At 71.4% G+C, this 22,014-nt stretch carries 19 protein-coding genes; 11 read left to right on the forward strand and 8 right to left on the reverse strand.

From position 1 onward, the window contains the following. The first annotated feature begins 102 nt into the window (after nucleotides 1-102). Together mnmA and DEO23_RS12580 are read left to right on the forward strand one after the other, a co-directional pair. Entirely contained in the window at nucleotides 103-1,182 is a 1,080-nt protein-coding gene (gene mnmA, locus DEO23_RS12575; RefSeq protein WP_109276375.1) for a tRNA 2-thiouridine(34) synthase MnmA, read from the forward strand. Further along, complete coding sequence (locus DEO23_RS12580; protein ID WP_109276376.1) at nucleotides 1,179-2,333, forward strand: uroporphyrinogen decarboxylase/cobalamine-independent methonine synthase family protein; 1,155 nt, start codon at nucleotides 1,179-1,181, stop codon at nucleotides 2,331-2,333. The genes mnmA and DEO23_RS12580 overlap by 4 nt, the downstream gene beginning before the upstream one ends. A 75-nt stretch (nucleotides 2,334-2,408) precedes the next feature. On the opposite strand, the gene DEO23_RS12585 is transcribed toward DEO23_RS12580, so the two are convergent. The 3 genes from DEO23_RS12585 to DEO23_RS12595 all read right to left on the reverse strand — a co-directional run bounded on the left by DEO23_RS12585 (nucleotide 2,409) and on the right by DEO23_RS12595 (nucleotide 5,861). Further along, on the reverse strand, nucleotides 2,409-3,074 hold the full coding sequence (locus tag DEO23_RS12585; RefSeq protein ID WP_109276377.1) for a DUF6320 domain-containing protein: 666 nt from the start codon (nucleotides 3,072-3,074) through the stop codon (nucleotides 2,409-2,411). After that, entirely contained in the window at nucleotides 3,071-4,555 is a 1,485-nt protein-coding gene (locus tag DEO23_RS12590; protein ID WP_109276378.1) for an alcohol acetyltransferase, read from the reverse strand. The genes DEO23_RS12585 and DEO23_RS12590 overlap by 4 nt, the downstream gene beginning before the upstream one ends. Before the next feature lie 145 nt (nucleotides 4,556-4,700). Then, nucleotides 4,701-5,861, reverse strand: a complete 1,161-nt coding sequence (locus tag DEO23_RS12595) for a YeiH family protein (protein WP_109276379.1) — start codon at nucleotides 5,859-5,861, stop codon at nucleotides 4,701-4,703. Between the two features lie 70 nt (nucleotides 5,862-5,931). Here DEO23_RS12595 and DEO23_RS12600 point away from each other — a divergent pair, with 70 nt between their 5' ends. Then, a complete protein-coding gene (locus DEO23_RS12600) occupies nucleotides 5,932-6,852 on the forward strand; it encodes a LysR family transcriptional regulator (protein WP_109276380.1) in 921 nt (306 codons plus the stop codon). A 197-nt stretch (nucleotides 6,853-7,049) separates the two neighbouring features. On the opposite strand, the gene DEO23_RS12605 is transcribed toward DEO23_RS12600, so the two are convergent. Then, a complete protein-coding gene (locus DEO23_RS12605; protein ID WP_165831833.1) occupies nucleotides 7,050-8,618 on the reverse strand; it encodes an HNH endonuclease signature motif containing protein in 1,569 nt (522 codons plus the stop codon). Nucleotides 8,619-8,840: 222 nt separating this feature from the next. After that, entirely contained in the window at nucleotides 8,841-9,443 is a 603-nt protein-coding gene (locus DEO23_RS12610) for a GNAT family N-acetyltransferase (protein WP_240613389.1), read from the reverse strand. A gap of 53 nt (nucleotides 9,444-9,496) precedes the next feature. On the opposite strand from DEO23_RS12610, the gene ligA reads away from it, so the two are divergent. The 3 genes from ligA to DEO23_RS12625 are packed head-to-tail and all read left to right on the forward strand — an operon-like array spanning nucleotide 9,497 to nucleotide 13,482. Continuing rightward, on the forward strand, nucleotides 9,497-11,977 hold the full coding sequence (gene ligA / locus DEO23_RS12615) for an NAD-dependent DNA ligase LigA (RefSeq protein WP_109276383.1): 2,481 nt from the start codon (nucleotides 9,497-9,499) through the stop codon (nucleotides 11,975-11,977). A 25-nt stretch (nucleotides 11,978-12,002) separates the two neighbouring features. Beyond that, nucleotides 12,003-12,881: an RCC1 domain-containing protein gene (locus tag DEO23_RS12620; protein ID WP_240613390.1), complete on the forward strand. Its 879-nt coding sequence runs from the start codon at nucleotides 12,003-12,005 to the stop codon at nucleotides 12,879-12,881. 4 nt (nucleotides 12,882-12,885) lie between these two features. Continuing rightward, nucleotides 12,886-13,482: a TIGR03086 family metal-binding protein gene (locus DEO23_RS12625; protein ID WP_109276384.1), complete on the forward strand. Its 597-nt coding sequence runs from the start codon at nucleotides 12,886-12,888 to the stop codon at nucleotides 13,480-13,482. A gap of 44 nt (nucleotides 13,483-13,526) precedes the next feature. Here DEO23_RS12625 and DEO23_RS12630 read toward each other — a convergent pair whose 3' ends face one another. The 3 genes from DEO23_RS12630 to DEO23_RS12640 all read right to left on the reverse strand — a co-directional run bounded on the left by DEO23_RS12630 (nucleotide 13,527) and on the right by DEO23_RS12640 (nucleotide 16,426). After that, nucleotides 13,527-13,808, reverse strand: a complete 282-nt coding sequence (locus DEO23_RS12630; RefSeq protein ID WP_109276385.1) for a hypothetical protein — start codon at nucleotides 13,806-13,808, stop codon at nucleotides 13,527-13,529. A 41-nt stretch (nucleotides 13,809-13,849) separates the two neighbouring features. Beyond that, nucleotides 13,850-16,138: a RecQ family ATP-dependent DNA helicase gene (locus DEO23_RS12635; RefSeq protein ID WP_109276386.1), complete on the reverse strand. Its 2,289-nt coding sequence runs from the start codon at nucleotides 16,136-16,138 to the stop codon at nucleotides 13,850-13,852. Nucleotides 16,139-16,240: 102 nt separating this feature from the next. Beyond that, nucleotides 16,241-16,426 (reverse strand): hypothetical protein, encoded by a 186-nt coding sequence (locus DEO23_RS12640; RefSeq protein ID WP_109276387.1) that lies wholly within the window; start codon nucleotides 16,424-16,426, stop codon nucleotides 16,241-16,243. A 173-nt stretch (nucleotides 16,427-16,599) separates the two neighbouring features. Between DEO23_RS12640 and DEO23_RS12645 the strand changes: the two genes are divergently transcribed. The 5 genes from DEO23_RS12645 to gatB all read left to right on the forward strand — a co-directional run bounded on the left by DEO23_RS12645 (nucleotide 16,600) and on the right by gatB (nucleotide 21,943). Beyond that, on the forward strand, nucleotides 16,600-17,586 hold the full coding sequence (locus tag DEO23_RS12645) for a RelA/SpoT domain-containing protein (protein WP_165831835.1): 987 nt from the start codon (nucleotides 16,600-16,602) through the stop codon (nucleotides 17,584-17,586). A gap of 66 nt (nucleotides 17,587-17,652) precedes the next feature. Beyond that, nucleotides 17,653-18,504, forward strand: a complete 852-nt coding sequence (locus DEO23_RS12650; protein WP_109276389.1) for a GNAT family N-acetyltransferase — start codon at nucleotides 17,653-17,655, stop codon at nucleotides 18,502-18,504. Between the two features lie 105 nt (nucleotides 18,505-18,609). Further along, entirely contained in the window at nucleotides 18,610-18,906 is a 297-nt protein-coding gene (gatC, locus tag DEO23_RS12655) for an Asp-tRNA(Asn)/Glu-tRNA(Gln) amidotransferase subunit GatC (protein WP_109276390.1), read from the forward strand. Nucleotides 18,907-18,908: 2 nt separating this feature from the next. Then, nucleotides 18,909-20,432, forward strand: coding sequence for an Asp-tRNA(Asn)/Glu-tRNA(Gln) amidotransferase subunit GatA (gene gatA / locus DEO23_RS12660; RefSeq protein ID WP_109276391.1), 1,524 nt, complete (start codon nucleotides 18,909-18,911; stop codon nucleotides 20,430-20,432). Beyond that, nucleotides 20,432-21,943 carry an Asp-tRNA(Asn)/Glu-tRNA(Gln) amidotransferase subunit GatB gene (gene gatB, locus DEO23_RS12665; protein WP_109276392.1) on the forward strand — a complete coding sequence of 504 codons (1,512 nt, stop codon included), beginning with the start codon at nucleotides 20,432-20,434 and terminating at the stop codon, nucleotides 21,941-21,943. Before gatA ends, gatB begins: the two co-directional genes overlap by 1 nt. Nucleotides 21,944-22,014: the final 71 nt, after the last annotated feature.

Raw genomic sequence — 22,014 nt, forward strand, 5'->3', positions numbered from 1 at the left:
GCTCGTCGCCGCGCACACCGCGCACCGGCCTCGCTTCGTAGACTGGACCGGCCGCCCGGCCCGAGAGCTCCGCGCGGCAGCTGAGCAGGAGGCGAGGATCCCATGAAGGTGCTGGCAGCGATGAGCGGCGGCGTCGACTCCGCGGTCGCGGCCGCGCGCGCCCACGAGGCCGGTCACGAGGTCGTCGGCGTGCACATGGCGCTGTCGAAGAACCGTGCCGAGACCCGCAGCGGCTCCCGCGGCTGCTGCACCGTCGAGGACGCGGCCGACGCCCGCCGCGCCGCCGAGCGCATCGGCATCCCCTTCTACGTCTGGGACCTCTCCGACGACTTCCACGATCTCGTGGTCGAGGACTTCCTCTCGGAGTACGCCGCCGGCCGCACCCCCAACCCGTGCGTGCGCTGCAACGAGCACATCAAGTTCGCGACCCTGATGGAGCGCGCCCGCGCGCTGGGCTTCGACGCCGTGTGCACCGGCCACTACGCCGACGTGCGCGCCGACGGGCCCGACGGCGCGCCGTCCCTGCACCGGGCGCGTAACCTCCCCAAGGACCAGTCCTACGTGCTCGCGGTGATGGGCCCCGAGGCCGTCGCGCGCTCGGTCTTCCCGCTGGGAGCGTTCGAGGACAAGGAGGCCGTGCGCGCCGAGGCCCGTGAGCGCCGGCTCGGGGTCTCCACCAAGCCCGACAGCTACGACATCTGCTTCATCGCCGACGGCGACACCCGCGGCTTCCTCGAGCGCAACCTCGGCGAGGCACCCGGTGAGGTCGTCGACGCCGACGGCACGGTCCTCGGCGAGCACCGCGGCACCCACGGGTTCACCGTCGGCCAGCGCCGCGGGCTGGGCCTCGAGCGCCCCGCCGCCGACGGCGCACCCCGGTACGTCGTCGACGTGAAGCCCGAGACCCGGCAGGTCGTGGTGGGGGCGGCCGAGCTGCTCTCGACGACCCTGCTCGAGGCGTCCGCGCCGATCCCCTTCGAGCCGCTCGCCGCCGGCCGCGAGGTGAGCGCCCAGATCCGAGCCCACGGCGAGGCCCTGCCCGGCATCATCGAGAGGGCCGACGACCGCCTCGTGGTGCGGCTGAGCTCCCCGGTGCGCGGGGTCGCCCCCGGCCAGACCCTGGTGCTGTACGACGGGGACCGGGTGATCGCCTCGGCGACCCTCGAGCGTCGCGCCGCATGAGCGCCCTGGTCACCCTCGCCGGCGACGGCACCTGGCGGATCCCGACGGACGAGCGCGCCCGGGATCTCGACGAGAACACGCTGCGCCTCGAGGCGCTCACCCGTCTGCGCGGCCTGCTGGGCGACGACCTCGAGGACCAGATCGCGACCCGGCTGTTCCTCCCGACGGTGCTCGGGACCGGCGGCGGTGGCGGGGTCCCCGAGGCCGCCCGGCACATGCTCCCGCAGTCCCTGGCCCTGCTCGCCGGCACCACCGGCGACCTCACCAGCTACGGGTGGCGGATCGGTCCCGGGGCGGGCCGTGCCTGGCGTGTGGCTGGTGAGCTCCACGCACGGGTGCTCGAAGCGGCCCGGATCGCTCTCCTCGGGTACGAGGGACCGCTGCAGGTCAGCGCCCTCGGTCCGCTCACCCTCGCAGCCTCCACGTTCCTGGCGTCCGGGGAGCGCACCCTCAGCGACCGCGGCGCGCTCCGCGATCTCCCGCACCTGCTCGCCGAGGGCCTGGCCGGCGAGGTGGCAGCGGTCCGCTCCCACGTGCCCGGAGCCGACGTGCACCTGCACCTCGACGACTCCGCCGCGATGCCGGTGCTGGCCGGGCGCATCCCCACCCCGTCGGGCTACCGCCGCTACCCGGCGCTGCCCGCACCCGAGATCGGCGGGCTCTGGCAGGTGCTGCTGGAGGCCCTCGGCGAGAGCGCCGACCTCGATCCCGGACGGATCACCCTGGCACCGGGCACCGAGCCCTCGCTCCTGGGGGCTGCCCGCACCGCCGGCGCCCGCCACCTGGCGTTCTCGCCCGCTGCGCTCCCGGTCATCGGCGGGCAGGGCACCCGCGGCGCCGGACACGGCACCGGACGTCGCACCTGGGAGGACCTGGCCGAGGCGAGGGAGGCCGGCCTCGAGCTCGACCTGGTCCTCGACCCCCGTCGCGCCGAGCCCGTCCTCGAGGCCGTGGCACACAGCTGGCGGGAGCTCGGCTACGGTCCGCGGGAGCTGGCGGGCTTCACCCTCATGGCGCACCGTCCGGCCTCCGCCCGCTCGGCGACGGCCGACCCGGCTGCGGAGGGTGCGCACGACGACCTGCTCGGCGAGGACGATCTGCGGGCGCTGATGAGGGTCGCCCCGTCATGGGCGGAGCGCATCGAGCGCTAGGGGCCGCAGAGACGCGCGAGGATGCGGAGACGTACGGGGCCGCGCGGGCGTCGGAACGCAGTGACGTGCAGGTCCTCAGAGGTGCAGGCGCTTGCCGAACTCGTGGCGCATCTCCCCGCCCCGCTCGACGAAGAGCATGGCGAGGGTCAGCAGTGCCACGGCCACGCAGATCGCCGAGGGGATGGGCGTGGTGACCCATCCCAGCAGCAGGAAGACGATCGGAACGATCCCCAGTCCCGCGGTCAGGGATCCGTAGACGACATGCTCTCCTGCCTCATGGCGGACCGTCTGCTCGAGGATCGCGAGCGCCACGATCGCGCAGGCGCACACGATCGGCACCGCGAAGCTCAGCGACCAGCTGTTCCATCCGGTGAGATAGTCCCAGTAGGTGCACACGAGGGAGATGACCACCACCAGCTGCAGGGTCCCGCGTGCCAGGTGACGGCGCCCTCGCACCGCCATCAGCGTCACCAGCCACATGGTGCACACGCCCAGCCACACCGAGCGCTCCGCACCGAACTGGCTGGGCCGGTGCCCGAGCCACAGCTGCACCACGAAGGACAGGGCGATCAGGGCGAGCGAGACCAGCACGAGGATCCGCAGCAACCGGCGGCGGGAGAACCGCAGAGGAACGCTGGGCAGCGGGTCCGGGGAGGGATGGCCGAAGAGCTGTGCTCCGCACAGCGGGCACCGGTCCCACTCGCCCTCGATGCCGGCAGCGCAGGCCGCGCAGCGCCTCATCCCGCGACCTCCTGCAGCTCGTGCTCGGTGACACGCGCGGCCGCGACCCGCACCGGGACCCCGCGGTCGGTCAGCGAGCGCACGAACTCCCGCACGTGGTCCGTCTGGGTGAACGGGGAGGTGAAGGTGACCGTGAAGTCCTCGCCGTGGGAGATCGCGCAGAACTGCGGGCGCACCGCCGAGACCTGGAAGAGCACCCGGCCCACCTGTGAGGCCGCCGGCTCGGGGAGCACGACCCGTCCGAGATTGGAGACCGCGACCGAGAGACGCCTGTTCTCGCGAGCATTCACCCATCCCAGGACCAGGTCCTTGAGCGGGCGCGGCACGATCCGCAGCAGCGGGGAGCGCTCGACCCGGATGAAGCGCGCGACCTTCGGGGCGAGCGCCCGGGCGTTCGCCTGGGGCCGGAACTCCGCCTCGAGCGAGCGGGAGATCGCGCCGGGCTCATCGGCCGGGGACCCCGGCCGGGCGTCGAAGGTGTGCGCGATGCGGATCGTGGCGAAGAAGTTCCGGGCACTGGTGGAGGGGAAGAACTGGCGCAGGTTCACCGGCACCGAGGCGCTCAGGGTGCGCCGTGCGCCGAGTCCGCCCGAGGAGGCGCGCACGGCATCGAGGAACAGCGCCGTCAAGAACATCGTCGGACTCGCTCCGGACGCCTTGGACTCCGACAGCAGCGCGGACGTGGGCATGGTCAGCTCGATGGCGCGGGTACGGAGATCGGGCGTCCGCGTGCCGCGCACCCGGTGGATCCTGCGAGGATGCCCGGTCCCGGCATCGGAGCCGGTCCCGGTGCCGGATCCGTCGGCCCGTGCATCAGCGGAAGGGCTGGGGGAGAGCCCCTGCAGGCCCAGTGGTGCCGGCGCAGCGGCGGAGGCGAAGGCGTCCGCGAAGCGCGATGACCGACCACTGCGCCGACGGCGACGACGGAAGTAGTGCGCGAAGCTGTCCGGCTCGAGCTCGTACGGGGAGAACGAGGCGATCTCGGGGGCCGGTGGAACGGTCCCCGAGGGGCCGGGGGCCGGGTCGGTGGCGGAGTCCCCGGGCACGCTGCTCGCGGCGGCGGACAGCGTGCGCTGCGCGTACTCGGTGAGCAGGTCCGTGAGGAACCAGAGCCCGCCGGTGCCGTCCGAGAGCGCGTGGAAGACCTCGAGGATGATCCGCCGGCGATGGTGCATGACGCGGAAGAGGAGGCCGAGCCGGCCCGCCTGGTAGAGCGGGGCGCAGGTGGGGCCGCGTTCGGGCTCGACTCGTGGCCGCAGGTCGCTGTCCTGGAGGTAGTACCAGAACACGCCGCGTCGCAGCACCGCGTGGTAGAGCGGGAAGCGCTCGAAGGTCGCATCGAGGGCTTCCTGCAGGATCCCCGGATCCACCGGTTCGTCCATCTCGGCGCTCAGGCGGAACACCTTCGTGTCCACGTCACTGCGGGCGGCCAGGAAGATGTTCGAGGCGTTGTCCAGGCGAACCCAGGAGCGACGGTTCACTGCCGCCTGCCGGAGGGGCCGGGGGAGCCGGCGGGGACGTCGCCAGGCAGTGCCGGCTTCAGCGTGCGCGCATCCCGCAGCGTCTGCGACGGGAGTGCGGGGTATCGGTGCATACCGACAGCCTACGGACCGCCGGAACGTCGCGTCAGGCGGCCACGAGAGCACCGGCCAGGCCGACGGCCGCGACGATCGCCGTCACCAGCGCCGCGAGGACCGCGGGTCGTCCGCCGACCTGTCGCAGGAGGCGCACGCGCACACCGGTGCCCAGGGCGAACATGGCCGCGGCGAGGAAGAGGGACTGGACCGGCTTCGAGACGTCGACGAGCGCATCGGGCACCACGCCCGTGGAGCGGATGCACACCATGACGACGAACGCGAGGACGAAGTAGGGCACGAGCGGCTGACGACGCACGGAACGGGGCTGATCCGAGGTGCTTCCGCCCGCGTCGCCGATGGCGGTCGTGGCGTCCACCCGCGCGGCACGGCGCTCGAGGCCCGTCAGGACGGCGATCACCGGTGCGAGCATCAGCACACGACCCAGCTTCACCAGCACCGCGATGCCCAGCGCGCCGCCTCCGACGAGCTCTCCCGCCGCCACCACCTGGGCGACTTCGTGGATCGAGGCGCCGGCCCAGGTCCCGGTGGTTGATGCGTCCAGGCCCATCAGGCGGGCCGCCAGCGGGAGCAGCGGGATCATCAGCGACCCGAACACGACGACCAGCGCGACGGCCATGGCGATCCGGGTCTCGAGGCGCTCGTCGGCCTCCTGCTGGGACTCACCGTCGCGGCGTCGGGCCGTGATCGCCCCACCCGCGGCGGCGACGGCCGCAGCCCCGCAGATGGAGAACCCGCAGGAGATCAGGAGCGCTTGCTGAGCCGGGATCTTCAGCGCGCGGCCGATCAGGACGCCGCTGAGCATGCCGATGGTGACCACGGCGATGATCAGGACGATGGTCAGGGGGCCGAGCGCGACCACGTCGCCGATCGCGAGCTGCAGGCCGAGCAGCACGATGCCGATGCGCAGGACGGGCTTGGCGGCCACGTCGAGCCCGGGCCTGGCGACGTCGGGCAACAGGCCCAGGTTCGCACCGAGCGCGCCCAGGACGATCGCGGTGAGCGCCGGCGAGGCGATCGGGACCAGCTGGGCGAGACCGAAGGCGAGAGCGGCGACCGCGAAGGCGAGGAGGAGCCCGGGGAGCGCGCGGCCGGCGCGGAAGCGGCCTCGCGGCGCAGACGAGGGAGCGGAGGAGGGTGTCGCTGCCGGCGCTGAGGTGCGAAGACCGGGCGGAGGGGTGGCCTGGGGCATGACTCCACCCTGTCGCCGGCTGCTGTCGGGCAGTAGTGGGCGATCTGCTGCACCTCATATCATCGGCGATATGCCTCTGCATGACGCGTCCCGTCCCGACATGGCCTCGCTCGAGCTGCTGGTGGCGGTTGTCGACCTCGGCAGCGTCTCGGCTGCGGCGAGCGCCCTCGGCCTCGCCCAGCCCAACGCGTCCCGGCAGCTCTCGCGCCTGGAGCGCCGTCTCGGTGCGCGCCTGGTCGAGCGTGGAGCGCGCGGATCGGAGCCGACGGCCGCGGGCAGGGCCGCCGTCGAGCACGCGCGACGCGTGCTGGATGCGGCCGATGGTCTGGTCGAACAGGTCAGGGCCGCGAGCGGCTCCGGGCCTCTGAGGATCCTCGCCTCGCAGACCATCGCCGAGCAGCTGATGCCCACGTTCCTGGCCGCGCTGGCGGCGGACTACCCCGAGGGCGCCGTCACCTTCGAGGTGGTCAATACGGCCGGGGTGCTCGCGGCGCTGCGCCGCGGCAGGGGCGAGCTCGGCTTCATCGAGGGGCCGGACATGCCGCAGGAGCTGCAGACCCTGGAGGTGGCGCAGGACGAACTCGTGGCGGTGGTGGCTCCCGAACATCCCTGGGCGACGGACTCGGGAGTACGGGAGGCGGGACTGGATGCGGACACCCTCGCGGCGACGCCTCTGGTGGTGCGGGAGGAGGGATCGGGGACCCGCGACGTGCTCGCACGTGCTCTGGCACCGCGCCGGCTGGCCGAGCCCGCGCTCGAGCTGCATTCGAACGCCGCGGTGCGCACAGCGGTCGCAGGACGCGCGGGGTGCGCCGTGCTCAGCAGGCTCGCCGTCGCGAGGGAACTGCGGGAAGGACGGCTGGTGGAGGTGCCGGTGCGAGGCGTGGACATGACCCGCTCACTGCGCGCGGTGTGGAGGGGCGTCCTGCCCGGCCGGGTCGAGGGCGCGCTGCAGGCAGTGATCGCGGAGTTCGGTGATCGCGGCAGGTAGTCCACGGCGCCGCCATCTCCGGCTCGGGCACGGCGCGATCCTGGTGATCCGTCGCCGAGTATTCGCCCGAGCACGACTCGTACCCGGTGCACATGCTTCATTCGAAGCAGTACGGCCGGGTGCGGTCGATCGGTGATCAGTCGGTGCAGGCGGGAATGCTCGGCGCAGAGGTGAGTGTCCCGTGGGGAGTGGCTCGGTCAGAACGGCGGCGGTGGCGCCGGGGCCGATGGCGGGGACGTTCCCGGCGGGCGTTCGGGCGGAAGCCCGTCCCGTGCCCGCCGGTGCTTGGTGCGTGCCTCACGGAGCTCGTCCCAGGCGTGCTCGAGGTCGGCGACGACGTCGGGCGTGGCCATGTCGGTGTCGTCCTCGAGGAACACCCGCAGCCCCTCGCCGACGTCCCACAGGGTGCCGCGCCGGTCGGTGGGGGAGTCGTGCGGCTCCACTCGGACGGGATCGATCACGCCGGCGGTCTTCATCGCGTGGTGCTGCCAGCACAGCAGGTGCAGGTTCCCGACGGACGTCGATCCGCCGGAGGCCGGATGATCGTGATCGAACTCGACGACGTGGTCTGCCTCAGTTGCCAGGGTCGCCGAGCGGTCGCAGCCGGGGAATCCGCAGGTGCCCCTGCGGTCGCGCAGATGTTCGAGCATCGCCTGCGTGGGTCGGTAGCGATCGGTGGGCAGCGGCAGGAACTCCCCGCCCGCGGGATCTGTGAGGATCCGTTCCCAGTCCGCCTGGCCGGCCGCGAGATCGCGAGCCATGTCGGCAGGGATCGGGATCGCACCGTCCAGCAGGCCCGGGGCGTCGTCGTGCCCCATCAGGGTCATGACCGGGATGGTGACACCCAGCCGGAAGCGTTCGGCAGGGACGTGGACCCGCGGGGTGTCCGGTGCGGTGAGGGTGGTCAGCAGGTAGCGGATCCTCGCGAGAGGGAGGGGCATCCCGGTCTCGAGCACCTCGCCCTCGGGATCCCAGGGGATCGGGGAGCCGTCCTCGAGGGCGTGTCGCTGGGCGTTCTGAACGGCCCTGGCAGCGGTATCGAGGCGGCGCGCGTAGGCGACGACCTCGTGCGAGGGGCCCTGGATGCGGATCGCAGCGAGTCCGGGCACCGGCCCCTGCTCGAGGTCGACGCGGCGACGGTTCTCGGGTGCGAGGTGCGGTGGGAGTTCACGTCGGGAGAGGATCCGGGCGATCACGGAGCCCAGGGACCGCGTGAACTGCTCGGGGGCGATTCCCACGTCCCAGAACCTCACCGTCACGTCGACCACGGCCATCTCGTCGTCGGTGAGGCCACTCGTGCGGGTGAGCAGCTCGGTGAACCACGCGGCGGGGAAACGTCCCTCGCCCAGGAGGCCATGGGTGTGGGGGAGCAGGTCGACGGCGCGATGAGCATCGCGGATGCGGCGCTGGGCCTGGTCGATCGTGCAGCGCAGTGCGGTCGCCACCGCGATGTCCTCGCAGCGGATGGCGTCGCGATCGGCTTCGGGGAGGTGACGTCCCTTCCAGGACAGCGCGAGCATCCGCTGGCCGTGCGCCAGCTCGCGGGCCTCATGGACGCCCTGGTCCCAGATGGTCTCCACCCGCTCGTCGACCGCGACGGTGGGCGACACCTGGACGTGGCGGGACGCGTTCTGACGGGTGACCGGGGTGCGTGTGGTGGCGCTCAGGAGGGGGACGCACGGGAGCGAGGCGCAGTCCTCGGTGGGAACGGGCCCGAAGACGTCGTCGTCCGTGAGGATCAGCTGCTCCGTTCCGGGATCGGTCATCGTCATCGTGCTCACCCCCTCGTGGCCTCTAGGGCGCATTGTTCGGCGCCCTTCGAACTGTTCGTCCGATACCTCGAGCCTAGGACGGGGTGAGAGGAAACCCCAGGGCACGTCGCGAATTGTGGAGAAGTCGGGGTGCAGGACGGAAGGTGGCTCCGATTGTGGAGAACCGGACTCGAACGGTCACCCGGCGCGGGTGCACCGACGAGTATTTCCGGACCATCACACGCCGTCGTCCTGGCGCCCAGTATCGCCGTCGAGCCCCCGGGCCATCACCACCCGTCGGCCGTGACGATCGAGACCCACGGCCTGCTCCGCCTCGACCAGCCGGCGGTGGAACGGCGTGTCGATCGGCGGGACCTCCCGGAACCCGCAGCGCTCGTAGAAGGGCGCGTTCCAGGGCACGTCGGCATAGGTGCGCAGTGTGATCCGGCGGTGCCCCCGTCGACGTGCCCAGGCGCAGCAGGCCTCGACGAGCCGGGAGCCGATCCCGCGTCGTGCGTGGGAGGGAAGCACCGCGAGCTGCTCCAGGTGCGCCTCGCCCTCAGCGCCGCGACCTTCCCCGTCTTCAGCGCCGGCCTCGAGCACGTGAGCGAAACCGACCACCCGCTCTCCCGACCTGCCGCCATCAACCGTGCCGGTCTCGACGGCCACGATCACCACACCCGGCTGCGTAGCACGGTCCTCGCCGGCCTCCCTCGGCTCCGGTCCGAAGGGATCGGGACCGAACAGCTCGACGAACAGGGCATCGCCCGCGGCCTCGATCTCCTCGAGCGGAGGGAGGTCCGATGGCGTCGCCTCGCGAAGAGTGATGGTGGGATCCACGCGGCACACCCTAGGGCGCCCCGGCGCCGATCGCCCTCTCCTCATCCGCGACCATGGGGGAGAATGGCGGGGTGAGTGGAGACAAGACGCCTGCACAGACCCCGTCGGCCGACGACGCCCGCGACGACGCCCCCGACGAGGGCACGCGTGACGCGCAGGAGCGGATGGCTGAGCTCACCGCGCAGATCGAGCAGGCGATCGAGGACTACTACGTCCACGACGCGCCGACGATGGCCGATGCGCAGTACGACGAGCTGGAGCGAGAGCTCAAGGAGCTCGAGGCGCAGAACCCGCAGCTGGCGAAGGCGGACTCGCCCACGCAGACCGTGCACGGGGACGTCGCCGCGGGGTTCGCGCCCGTGGAGCACCTCGAGCGGATGATGAGCCTGGACAACGCGTTCAGCCTCGAGGAGGTCGACGCGTGGGCGGTGCGCGCCGGGGAGGGGCTCGGCGAGGGCGCCGAGGCCCACTACCTCAGCGAGCTCAAGATCGACGGGCTCGCGATCGACCTGATCTACGAGGACGGCGTGCTGACCCGGGGCGTGACCCGTGGTGACGGGCGCGTGGGGGAGGACGTGACGCGGAACGTCCGCACGATCGACAACGTGCCCGAGCGCCTGGACACGAAGAACCCACCGGCGGTCCTCGAGGTCCGCGGTGAGGTGTTCTACCCGACGGCCGCCTTCGAGGAGCTGAACGAGCAGCGCCGGGAAGCCGGGCTGCAGGAGTTCGCGAACCCCCGGAACACAGCGGCCGGCTCCCTGCGCCAGAAGGATCCGGATGTCACGGCCTCGCGGGCGCTCGCCGTCTACGTCCACGGCATCGGTGTGCACGAGGGCGTCACCCTGGCGTCCCAGTCCGAGGTCTACGAGCAGCTCAAGGACTGGGGCCTGCCCACCTCCCCGCACTGGCGGGTGCTGGACTCCCTGAAGGAGGTCCACGAGTTCATCGAGCACCACGGCGAGCACAGGCACGACGTCGAGCACGAGATCGACGGGATCGTGCTGAAGATCGACTCCTTCGCCCAGCAGCGGCGACTGGGATCCACCTCGCGGGCACCGCGCTGGGCGATCGCCTTCAAGTACCCGCCGGAGGAGGTGACCACGAAGCTCCTGGACATCCCCGTGAACGTGGGACGCACCGGGCGCGTCACCCCGTTCGGTCTGATGGAGCCGGTCAAGGTCGCGGGGTCGACCGTGCAGCTGGCGACGCTGCACAACCAGTTCGAGGTCGAGCGCAAGGGTGTGCTGATCGGTGACACCATCGTGCTGCGCAAGGCCGGTGACGTGATCCCCGAGATCCTGGGGCCCGTGGAGGCCCTGCGGGACGGCAGCGAGCGGGCCTTCGTGATGCCGACCGACTGCCCCGCCTGCGGGACCCCGATCGGTCCGGCGAAGGAAGGGGACAAGGACTGGAGGTGCCCGAACTCGAAATCGTGCCCCAGCCAGGTCACCGGCCGCATCGAGCACGCCGCCTCCCGTGGCGCCTTCGACATCGAGTCGCTCGGCGAGGAGAGCGCCATCGCGCTCACCGACCCCGACAAGCGCCGGGCCGAGGCCCTCGCCGCGCTGCGCAGCGGGCACTACGTCTACCTGCCGATCCGTGAGGCCGCGGACGCCGAGCTCGAGAACTTCGTGGTCCTCAAGAACGGCCAGGAGGTCGAGGGGGCCGACGGCGTCCCGCTGCTGCGGATCACCAGCGAGGACGATCCTCTGCTGCCGCCACTGCAGACCCCGGTCGTGACCACGGGCGCGAACCTCTTCGACCTGACGGCCGAGGACCTCCGGGACGTGTCCGTGTGGCAGCCGGAGCGGCGCGACGGGGAGGTCACGGGCGACTGGCGCATCCAGCCCGCCTTCTGGTCACGGCCCACGTTCCGCCACTACAAGCGCGAGAACGCCTGGAAGCAGCAGAAGGCGTCCTCGACGCTGAAGAACACCGAGGTGCTGAGCGACGAGCTCGAGAAGGCGAAGTCCAAGGAGCTGTGGCGGGTGCTGGTGGCGCTGTCGATCCGGCACGTAGGTCCGACGGCGGCGCGCTCGCTGGCGACCGCGTACGGCTCGATGGATGCGATCCGCGAGGCCGACCTTGCTCAGCTCACCGAGACCGACGGCGTGGGCGGGATCATCGCCGAGAGCGTCCACGAGTGGTTCGAGCTCGACTGGCACCACGAGCTCGTCGACGCCTGGGCCGCCTCGGGCGTGCGCATGGTCGACGACGTCGAGGAGGGCTTCGTGAAGACCCTCGAGGGGCTCACCGTGGTGGTGACCGGAGGACTCGACGACTTCACACGCGACGGCGCCAAGGAGGCGATCATCTCCCGCGGCGGCAAAGCGTCGGGCTCGGTCTCGAAGAAGACCGACTTCGTGGTCGTCGGCGAGAACGCGGGCTCCAAGGAGGACAAGGCGCGGGACCTCGGGCTGACGATCCTCGACGAGGACGGCTTCAAGGACCTGCTGGAGAACGGACCATCCGACGACGGCGCCTCCGAGGACGGCGCCTCCGACAAGGACTCGGCCGACGACGCGTCATGAAAACCCGGACGCGGAGGACGCGGCGGTGATCGCGCCCCTGCGACCGACCCACCGCGTCCTCGCCGCCGGCCCACGGCACTCCCTCGGCATCCGCCCCGACGGCACCGCGCTCGCCGCCGGCGCCGATCCCGAAGGAGCCGAGCACGTCGGGAACTGGACCGATCTCGTCTCCGTCGCCGCGGGCGGGGTCCACGCTGCCGCGAACACCGGGCGATCCCACTCCCTGGGCCTGCGGTCCGACGGCACCGTGCTCGCCGCCGGATGGAACGCCCAGGGCCAGTGCGAGGTCGCCGAGTGGTCACGGGTCGTCGCGATCGCGGCCGGGTGGCGACGCAGCGTCGGCGTACGGTCCGACGGCACCGCGCTCGCCGTGGGCCGCGCCGGCGAGGGCGCCTGCGGCGTCGGGACCTGGCGCGAGATCGTCGACGTGTGCTGCGGGGACTGGCACACGGTCGGTCTCGCCGCCGACGGCACGGCTCGGGCAGCGGGGAACAGCCGCCGTGGGCAGTGCGACGTCGGCCAATGGGGTGGGCTGCGCGCCGTCGCCGCCGGGCACCTGCACACCGTGGGGCTGACCGCGAAGGGCACGGTAGTGCTGGCGGGAGACCACGGCGACGGCCGCGGAGCCGTCACCGAGTGGGCCGGGATCGTCGCGATCGCGTCCGGGAGCCATCACGTGCTCGGGCTGCGGGAGGACGGGAGCGTCCTGTCGACGGCGCCCACGCCGACGGGCCGCTGTGCATCGGCCGCGGGGACGGACGTGGTGGCGATCGCCGCCGGAACCGCTCACTCCCTCGCCGTGCGCGCCGACGGCACGGTGGCAGCGGCAGGGGACGACAGCTGGGGCCAGTGCGCGGTCGATGACTGGTTTCTCCTACCGACTGTCCCGGCTCTGGCACGGTAGGCACATGACCTCTCCGCGCGATCTCAGCCCCGCTGCCGTACAGCTCGCCGCGCTCGCCCGGGGTGTGCGGGAGGACGATCTGCTGTGGCCGACGCCGTCATCGAACTACCTGGTCGGAGACCTGCTCGAGCACGTCGACGGGCTCTCCCGCGGACTGCAGGCCGCCGCGCGGAAGGAGTCGGTGCCCCAGGACGAGCTGCGCGACGGGGACCGTCACCAGCTACGTCCAGGGTGGGGCGATCGGATCACCGAGCAGCTGGACCATCTCGTGCGGGCATGGGCCGAGCCGGATGCCTGGGAGGGGGAGACGGTCGAAGGTGGCGTGCCGCTCCCGGCGTCGATGGCAGGGATGTTCGTCCTGGACGAGCTCGTCGTCCACGGATGGGAGCTGGCGCGAGCGACCGGGCAGCCGTTCGAGGCCTCGGCCGAGGACGTGAGCGCGCTCATCGCCTTCCTGGAATCCCTGCCGCCGATGGAGGACTCCGAAGGACTGTTCGATCCACCGGTGCCGATCGCGGACTCCGCGCCGGCGCAGGATCGGCTCATCGCACTGACGGGACGGGATCCGTCGTGGAGCGACGGTTCGGCTCCAGCACGCTGACCTATCGTCAGGTCGAGCCCGGCCGATCGTTCCTCGGCCTCTCCTCAGCCCAGCCCCTTCTGACCGGCCCACCTCGACGCCGCCTCCCTGGCACCCGCCTCGATGAGGTCGTGCAGCTCGGGGGAATCCGGCACCGAGAAGGAGACGTAGCCGCCGCGACCACCTCCGACAGGACGCCCGTAGGCCTTGGCCGCGAGCGTCGCGTCCGGGAGCAGCCGCACGGTGATGCTCGTGAGCCGGAACTCCTGGCCCCGCCGCTCATCGGTCCACTGCAGCTCCTCGGGCACGGCGATGTTGATCGCCAGGGCGCTCACGTCCACGGTCATCTCCTGCTCCTGCCGACGTCCGGATTCACCGAGCGTACGTCTCACGCCTCCTGCGCGAGCGCGAGCGGCAGCACTTGCCCGGACCCGGCGCGGCGCAGCAGACGCGCCGCGATCGTGACGGTCCAGCGCGTGTCCACGACGTCGTCGACCAGGAGGATCGGCGCGCCGTCCAGGGCGTCGAGGCGCTCCTGGAGCTCGGGGGTGACGACGAAACGGTCCCATAGTGCGGCGACCCGGAAGGCGCTGTTGCGGGCGCCGTGCAGGGGACCGGCGTCCGGGGCGAGCCCGAGCGATCCCAGGTCCTCGAGGCGGCCGATCGAAGCGATGCCGGTGGCGAGGGACCGCACGAGCTGGGGCCTCGTGGTGGAGGGGACGGCGACCACCCCGACCGGGCGCTGGTCCCAGTTCCACTCCTTGAGGACCTCCACGATGCGGGAACCGATGGCCGAGGGCACGGTTGCGTCGATCCGGTTCCCGTCCTCGTCGGTGCGCAGCAGCCCCCGCAGGGGCACCGCCCACCCCAGGTCCGACATCCGGGCGATCACTCGGCCTTCCTCGCTGCGCTCCTGGAGCGGGATGTTCCCCTTGGGCGGGGCCCCCGATGCTCCGCCGACGTGCAGCTGGTCGAGACCCTGGGGCCACTTCTTGCGCGGCTCGACGGGCACGCCGACCCTTCCCAGGAGCGCCGTGACCTGGGCGTCGGCTCCGTCGGAGGAGCCGTCGCCCGGGATCTCTCCCGCGGGACCGCCGCTCGACGGCGACGAAGCCGGGTCCTCGGGCGAGGGATACCAGGCGCCCGCGCAGACGTCGCAGCGACCGCACGGGACGGCGCTGGTGTCATCGAGCTGGTGGGCCAGGAACACCATGCGGCACTGCGCCGGGTCCACTGCGACGGCCTCGGGCCCGCTCTCGTCACGGCCCAGGCGCTCGTAGTCGAGCATCGCCTGCTGCTCCTGCCGGCGGGTGCGGGCGACGTTCTCGTAGCGCTCGGCGTCGTACTCCCACGGGCGGCCGGTCGCGATCCACCCGCCCTTGACCGCCTCGACCGCGCCGTCGACAGCGAGGACCTTCAGCAGCAGCTCGAGGGCAGAATGGCGCACGTCGACGCGGGCCTCGATCGCCGGGGTGCTCAGCGGTGCGTCCGACTCCGCGAGCGCGGTCAGCACCTGTGAGGCAGAGTCCTGAGAGGGCATCGAGGCCGTGGCGAAGTACTCCCAGATGGCGCGGTCCTCGCGGCCGGGCAGCAGCAGCACGTCGGCGCTGTCCGTCGCACGGCCGGCGCGGCCGACCTGCTGGTAGTAGGCCACGGGCGAGCTCGGCGCCCCGAGATGGATGACGAAGCCGAGGTCCGGCTTGTCGAAGCCCATGCCCAGGGCGCTCGTCGCGGCCAGCGCCTTGATGCGGTTGTCCTTGAGATCGGCTTCGAGCTGCGCACGGTCCTCGGCATCGGTGCGGCCCGTGTACGCGCGCACCGGGCGGTCGGGCCGGTTCAGCAGGGTCGCCAGGTCCTCGGCCGCGGAGACCGTCAGCGTGTAGATGATCCCCGAGCCCTCGAAGGAGTCGAGGTGGCGCACGAGGTAGTCCAGGCGCTGACGATCATCCGGCAGCGTCAGCGAGCCCAGGCGCAGCGATTCCCGCGTCAGCGGACCGCGCAGCGTGAGCACGCCGCCCGCGGTGCCGTCGGGCGCCTGGGCGGTGACGCCGAGCTGCTCCTCGACGTCGGCCACCACACGGGAGTTGGCGGTGGCGGTGGTCGCGAGCACGGGGACCTGCGGTCCGAGCTGGGCCACGAGGTCCCGCAGGCGCCGGTAGTCGGGCCGGAAGTCATGACCCCAGTCGGAGATGCAGTGCGCCTCGTCGATCACCAGCAGTCCGCAGCGCTCGACGAGGTGGGGGAGCTGCTCCGCGCGGAACCGCGGGTTGACCAGTCGTTCGGGCGAGACCAGCAGGACGTCGATCTCGTCGGCCGCGAGACGCTGCTCGATCTGCGACCACTCCGTCGGATTGGCCGAGCTGATGGCCTCGGCGCGCACGCCGGCCCGGGCGGCGGCCGAGACCTGGTCGCGCATGAGGGCGATCAGCGGGGAGACGATCAGCGCCGGTCCCGCACCGCGGCGACGCTGAAGCAGGGCCGAGAGGAAGTAGACGGCGGACTTGCCCCAGCCCGTGCGCTGGACGACGAGAGCGCGACGGTGCTCGTCCACGAGCGCGGCGATCGCCTCGAACTGGCCGGGGTGGAAGGCGGCGTCCTGCCTCCCCGTGAGCGCACGCAGCGCCTCGAGGGCCTCGGCGTGCAGCTGCGGATGGGTCTCGGCGGCGCTCGCTGTCATGGGCGCCAGTGTGTCATCGGCCGACGACATCCTCGCGGGACGGCGCGACCGATGTGGACGATGGCAGGCGGGGGAGGAGCGTCGTGCTCACGCCCGTGCCCTTCACTCCCCGCGGTGCATCCGAGCCGACGTGCTCTCGCCCTCACGCAGCGGATCCTCCTTGGTGGCCAGGGCCTGGCGCATGCGCGCCTCGAGCTCCTGGGCCTCGCGGATCGCGGGATCGTCGGACAGGTCCTTGCCGTCCTCCGGATCGTGGGAGTGGTAGTCGATGTTGGGGTCCAGAGACATGCGATCACCTTCGACGCTGAGAGGTATCGGGGACGAGAGGCACGATTGTATCCGCCGGACGTTTCGGAGGCACGGGGGCCTGCAGTTGCGAGCCCCGTGGTTTCCGATACGTGGTCAGAGGGCTGGTGTAGAGAAGCGACGAGGCAGCGAACTGCAGCCGTATGTCTAGAATCGTGAAGGCCGGACGCGAGGGGGCGAAGACGGTCGATATGAACACCGCAGAAGAAGTTGAGCAGATCTACAGACGCCGCCGAAGAGTCTGGGTGGATGCACTTCACCAGGTCAACAGCTGGCTCGAGCGACAGTGTGCCGCCGCCCTGGACGATGCCCAGGACAAGCATCGTTTGGAGGTCCACGAGGGGCGGATCAAGGACGAGCGACGAGCGACGGCAAAGCTCCTGCGGAAGTTCGATGACGATGTGGGAGATCCATCGTCCAACGATCTGGAAACCCTGATCCACGATCTTGCGGCGACGAAGGTGCTGTGCAAGTCGACTCGAGATCAGGAGTTGATCACGCAGCGACTCGCGGACGAGGCCGCACGGTCAGGTTCCGGGATCCGACTCGCAGAGAGGCCGAAACACTACGCCCGTGAGCCGAAGCCGTCCGGGTACAGAGCGAACCACTTGATCTTCGAATGGGACGTGGCGGGAGAGCGGCCGGCGATCGTCGAGGTTCAGATCAAGACGCGCCTTCAAGATGCTCGGGGAGAGCTGACGCACGAGAACTCCTACAAGCCCGGTTCTGCTATCCAGAAGACGCCCTTCCATGACGAGGTGGCGCTCACCATGGCCAACTTGCTCGCCGAGGTCGATCGGCTGGCTGACTGCGTCGCTGACGACATGGAGGGAGCGATCGATCAGGCGAATGATCAGGCATCTACCGCCCCGGAGGAGTTGGCGAGGGTCGATCTGGCGGTGACAGATGTGGTTGTGGTTAACACCGGCCCTCGTTACGCGCTGGCGGAAGACAAGAATGGTGAGCGAGGACTGATTCGTGCGGTCGATGTGCGGGACCTGGTCGGTGAGAGCGGGATGATTGATGTGGATGATTACGTCCGGGCCGAGGATCGACTGCGCGTCGCAGTCGTCAATGATGGCGAGAAGCGGTTCTACAAGCCCGAAGCGCTTGCGCCCCATTCGGCCGCCTCCGATGAGTGACAGCTTGCTCGCGGGGCGCCTAGTGGGCCACGTCGGACGCGTTCCGTGCTCGTCTACGATCGAACAGTGACTCCGAAGACCAGCAGGTCCAGCCGAACGAAGCGCAAATCCGCGGGCGCCAGGAGGACGGACCAGTTCTCGAATGACCGCCTCGTCGAGACCCTCGTGGCGGGATGGCGCCCGCTCTCGCGCCTGGACGTGGACGGCTTCGCGATCCTGCGATCGCGGGGAGTGAGCCGGCGCGCCAACTGCATCGTCCCGATCGACCCGCCGAGCGACCCCGAGGGTCTGGCCGCGGCGCTGGACCGCGTGCTCGCACTCTCCTCGGCCTCCGGTGAGCGCGAGCTGGTGCGGATCCTGCCCGATCACGGGCACGAGGGTGTCGACGCTGCTCTCGCCGATCGCGGCTTCACGATCGAGGCGCCGTGCGACCTCCTCGAGCTGCCTCTCGATCAGAAGCTGCCCGCGCCCGATCCCCGCGCACGGATCGAGACCGGCCCGCTGCCCGAGGACTGGTTCACGGCCTCGTGGAGGCTGTCGCCACGTGACGGGGACGGGGCGCGCGAGACCCTGCACGACATCCTCGCCGGGACGCCTGCCGTCCACGTAGCGATCGACGAGGAACCTCCCGAGAGCGGGGCGGGTTCCGGCGTGACGCTGATCGCTGTCGGCCGCGCCGCCCTGGTCGACCACGGCCGCGCCCGATCGGCCGTGCTGAACCAGATCGCCACCGATCCCGACCACCGAGGCGAGGGCCTCGCGACCGCCGTCGTGGGGACTCTGCTCGCCGCCGCGTCCGTGCAGGGCGCCACCCGTGCTCTGCTCGAGGTCGAGACCGACAACGCTGCCGCGCTCGCCCTCTACCGCAAGCTCGGGTCCCGTCGGATCGGTGCGTACCACTACCGGGTGGAGGAATGAGCCCCCGCCGGCGCGCGAAGAGTTCGTCCCGACGTCACCAGGGGCAGAGGCGATCACGGGCGGCGCCGTCCGACCGGCGCCGCGTCGGCCCCTAGAATGGATCTCATGCCAGCGATCGGACGAGAAGACGTCGCACGCCTCGCCGACCTCGCACGGATCCAGCTCAGCGATGACGAGATCGCCCGCTACGCGGGCGAATTCGACGCCATCATGGACGCTGTCGCATCCGTCTCCGAGGTCGCCACCGAGGACGTCCCCGCGACCAGTCACCCCATCCCCATGACGAACGTGTTCCGCACGGACGTCGTCACCGCGACCCTCACGCAGGAGGAGGCGCTCTCGGGCGCCCCCGAGGCCGAGGACGGCCGCTTCGAGGTCCCGCAGATCCTGGGGGAGGAGTGAGCATGACCCAGAACTCCCAGAGCACCGACCCGACGCGCCTCAGCGCCGCAGGGCAGGCGAAGGCGCTCGCCGACGGCGACGTCACCTCCGAGCAGCTGACCCGCGCCCACCTGGATCGCATCGGGGCCGTCGACGGCGACCTCAACGCCTTCCTCCACGTGAGCGAGGACGAGGCCCTCTCGACCGCGCGCGACGTCGATCAGCGGCGGGCGGCGGGCGAGCAGCTTCATGCGCTCGCCGGTGTGCCGATCGCCGTCAAGGACGTCGTGGTCACCAAGGGCATGCCCACCACCGCGGGCTCGAAGATCCTCGAGGGCTGGGTGCCGCCCTACGACGCGACCCTGGTGGAGAAGCTGCGCGCCGCGCGGCTGCCGATCCTGGGCAAAACCAACATGGACGAGTTCGCGATGGGCTCCTCCACCGAGAACAGCGCCTTCGGGCCCACCCGCAACCCCTGGGACCGCGACCGGATCCCGGGCGGCTCGGGCGGTGGCAGCGCCGCGGCCGTCGGCGCCTACGAGGCGCCCCTCGCGATCGGCACCGACACCGGCGGCTCGATCCGTCAGCCCGCCTCGGTCACCGGCACCGTGGGCGTCAAGCCCACCTACGGGTCGGTCTCGCGCTACGGGCTGATCGCGATGGCGAGCTCGCTCGACCAGGCCGGTCCCTGCACGCGCACCGTCGAGGACTCCGCGCTGCTGCACGAGCTGATCGCCGGGCACGACGCCCGCGACTCGACCTCGCTTCCCGAGCACGTCCCGGGCTTCGCCGAGGCGGCCCGTCGGCAGGACGTCAAGGGCCTGCGTGTGGGCGTCATCGAGCAGCTCGAGGGCGAGGGCTTCGCCCCCGAGGTGCGTGCCCGCTTCGAGGAGTCGCTCGCCCAGCTCGAGAGCGCCGGCGCGGAGATCGTGCGGGTCTCCTGCCCGAACTTCGAGTACGCGCTCGGCGCCTACTACCTGATCATGCCCTCGGAGGCCTCCTCCAACCTCGCCAAGTTCGACGGCATGCGCTACGGCATGCGGGTCGTCCCCGAGGACCATCCGACGGCCGAGTCGGTCATGAAGGCCTCCCGTGGCGCCGGCTTCGGCGACGAGGTCAAGCGACGCATCCTGCTGGGCACCTACGCGCTCTCGGCCGGGTACTACGACGCCTACTACGGCAGCGCCCAGAAGGTGCGCACGCTCGTGCAGCGCGACTTCTCCGCCGCCTTCGAGAAGGTCGACGTGCTGGCCTCGCCCACCGCGCCGACCGTCGCCTTCCGCCTCGGCGAGAAGACCGACGACCCGCTGGCGATGTACATGAACGACATCGCCACCATCCCCGCGAACCTCGCGGGCGTCCCGGGGCTGTCCCTGCCCAGCGGGCTCGCGGAGGACGGCCTGCCCGCCGGCATCCAGTTCCTCGCCCCCGCCCGGGCCGACGAGCGCCTGTACAGGGCGGGCGGCGCCCTGGAGGCCCTGCTCGAGGACTCCTGGGGCGGTCCGCTGCTGGATCGGGCCCCTGCTCTGGCCGGAGAGGTGAAGTGATGACGACCATCGAGACCGACCTCGTCGACTACGAGGACGCGACCGACCGCTACGACCCGGTGCTCGGCATCGAGGTGCACGTGGAGCTGGGCACGGCGACCAAGATGTTCGACGGTGCGCCCAACATCTTCGCGGCCGACCCCAACACCGCGATCACGCCGGTGAGCCTGGGCCTGCCCGGCACGCTGCCCGTGGTCAACGAGAAGGCCGTGGAGTACGCGATCCGGATCGGCCTCGCGCTGAACTGCGAGATCGCCGAGTCCTGCCGCTTCGCGCGCAAGCAGTACTTCTACCCGGACCTCACCAAGAACTTCCAGACCTCCCAGTACGACGAGCCGATCGCGCACGACGGCTGGGTGGACGTGGAGCTCGAGGACGGCGAGATCGTGCGCGTGGAGATCGAGCGCGCCCACATGGAGGAGGACGCCGGCAAGTCCACGCACGTGGGCGGCAGCGGCCGCATCCAGGGCGCGACCCACTCGCTCGTGGACTACAACCGCGCGGGCGTGCCGCTGGTGGAGATCGTGACCCGTCCGATCCCGGGCGTGGGCAAGCGGGCCCCCGAGGTCGCCGCCGCCTACGTGCGGACCCTGCGGGACATCTTCCGCTCCCTCGACGTCTCCGAGGCGCGGATGGAGCGCGGCAACGTCCGCGCCGACGTCAACGTCTCCCTGCGCGAGAGCGCCGAGGCGCCGCTGGGCACGCGCACCGAGACCAAGAACGTCAACTCCTTCCGCTCGATCGACCGCACCGTGCGCTACGAGATCTCCCGCCAGGCGGGCATCCTCGATGCCGGGCAGCACGTGGTCCAGGAGACCCGTCACTTCCACGAGGAGGACGGGCACACCAGCGCCGGGCGCGTGAAGTCCGACGCCGAGGACTACCGCTACTTCCCGGAGCCGGACCTCGTGCCCGTCGCCCCCAGCCGGGAATGGGTCGAGCAGCTGCGCGCCACCCTGCCCGAGCTGCCGGCGGCACGCCGCCGGCGACTGCGCGAGGAGTGGGGCTTCAGCGACCTGGAGATGCGCGACGTGGTCAACGCGGGCGCCCTCGACGTCATCGAGGCGACCGTGGAGTCGGGCACGAGCGCCCAGAGCGCCCGCAAGTGGTGGATGGGCGAGCTGGCCCGGACCGCGAGCGAGCAGGGCGTCGAGCTCGACGAGCTCGCGGCCACCCCCGCGCAGATCGCCGAGCTGCAGGGCCTGATCGACGAGAAGAAGATCAACGACAAGATCGCCCGGCAGGTCCTCGGCAAGGTGCTCGAGGGCAGCGGCGACCCGTCGGCCATCGTCGAGTCCGAGGGGCTCGCGGTCGTCTCCGACGACTCCGTGCTCACCGGCGCGGTGGACCAGGCGATCGCCGACAACCCCGACGTGGTCGCCAAGATCCAGGGCGGGAAGGTGCAGGCGATCGGTGCCCTCATCGGCCCGATCATGAAGGCCACACGCGGGCAGGCGGATGCCGGCCGCGTGCGCGAGATCATCATGGAGAAGCTGGGCGTCCAGGGCTGATCCCCTCGAAGCACTGCGCTGGAGCGCCGTACCCCTCGTGGGTGCGGCGCTCCTGTCGTTCCAGGACCGCC

It is taken from the genome of Brachybacterium endophyticum (genome assembly GCF_003130585.1).
GTDB classification, from domain to species: domain Bacteria; phylum Actinomycetota; class Actinomycetes; order Actinomycetales; family Dermabacteraceae; genus Brachybacterium; species Brachybacterium endophyticum.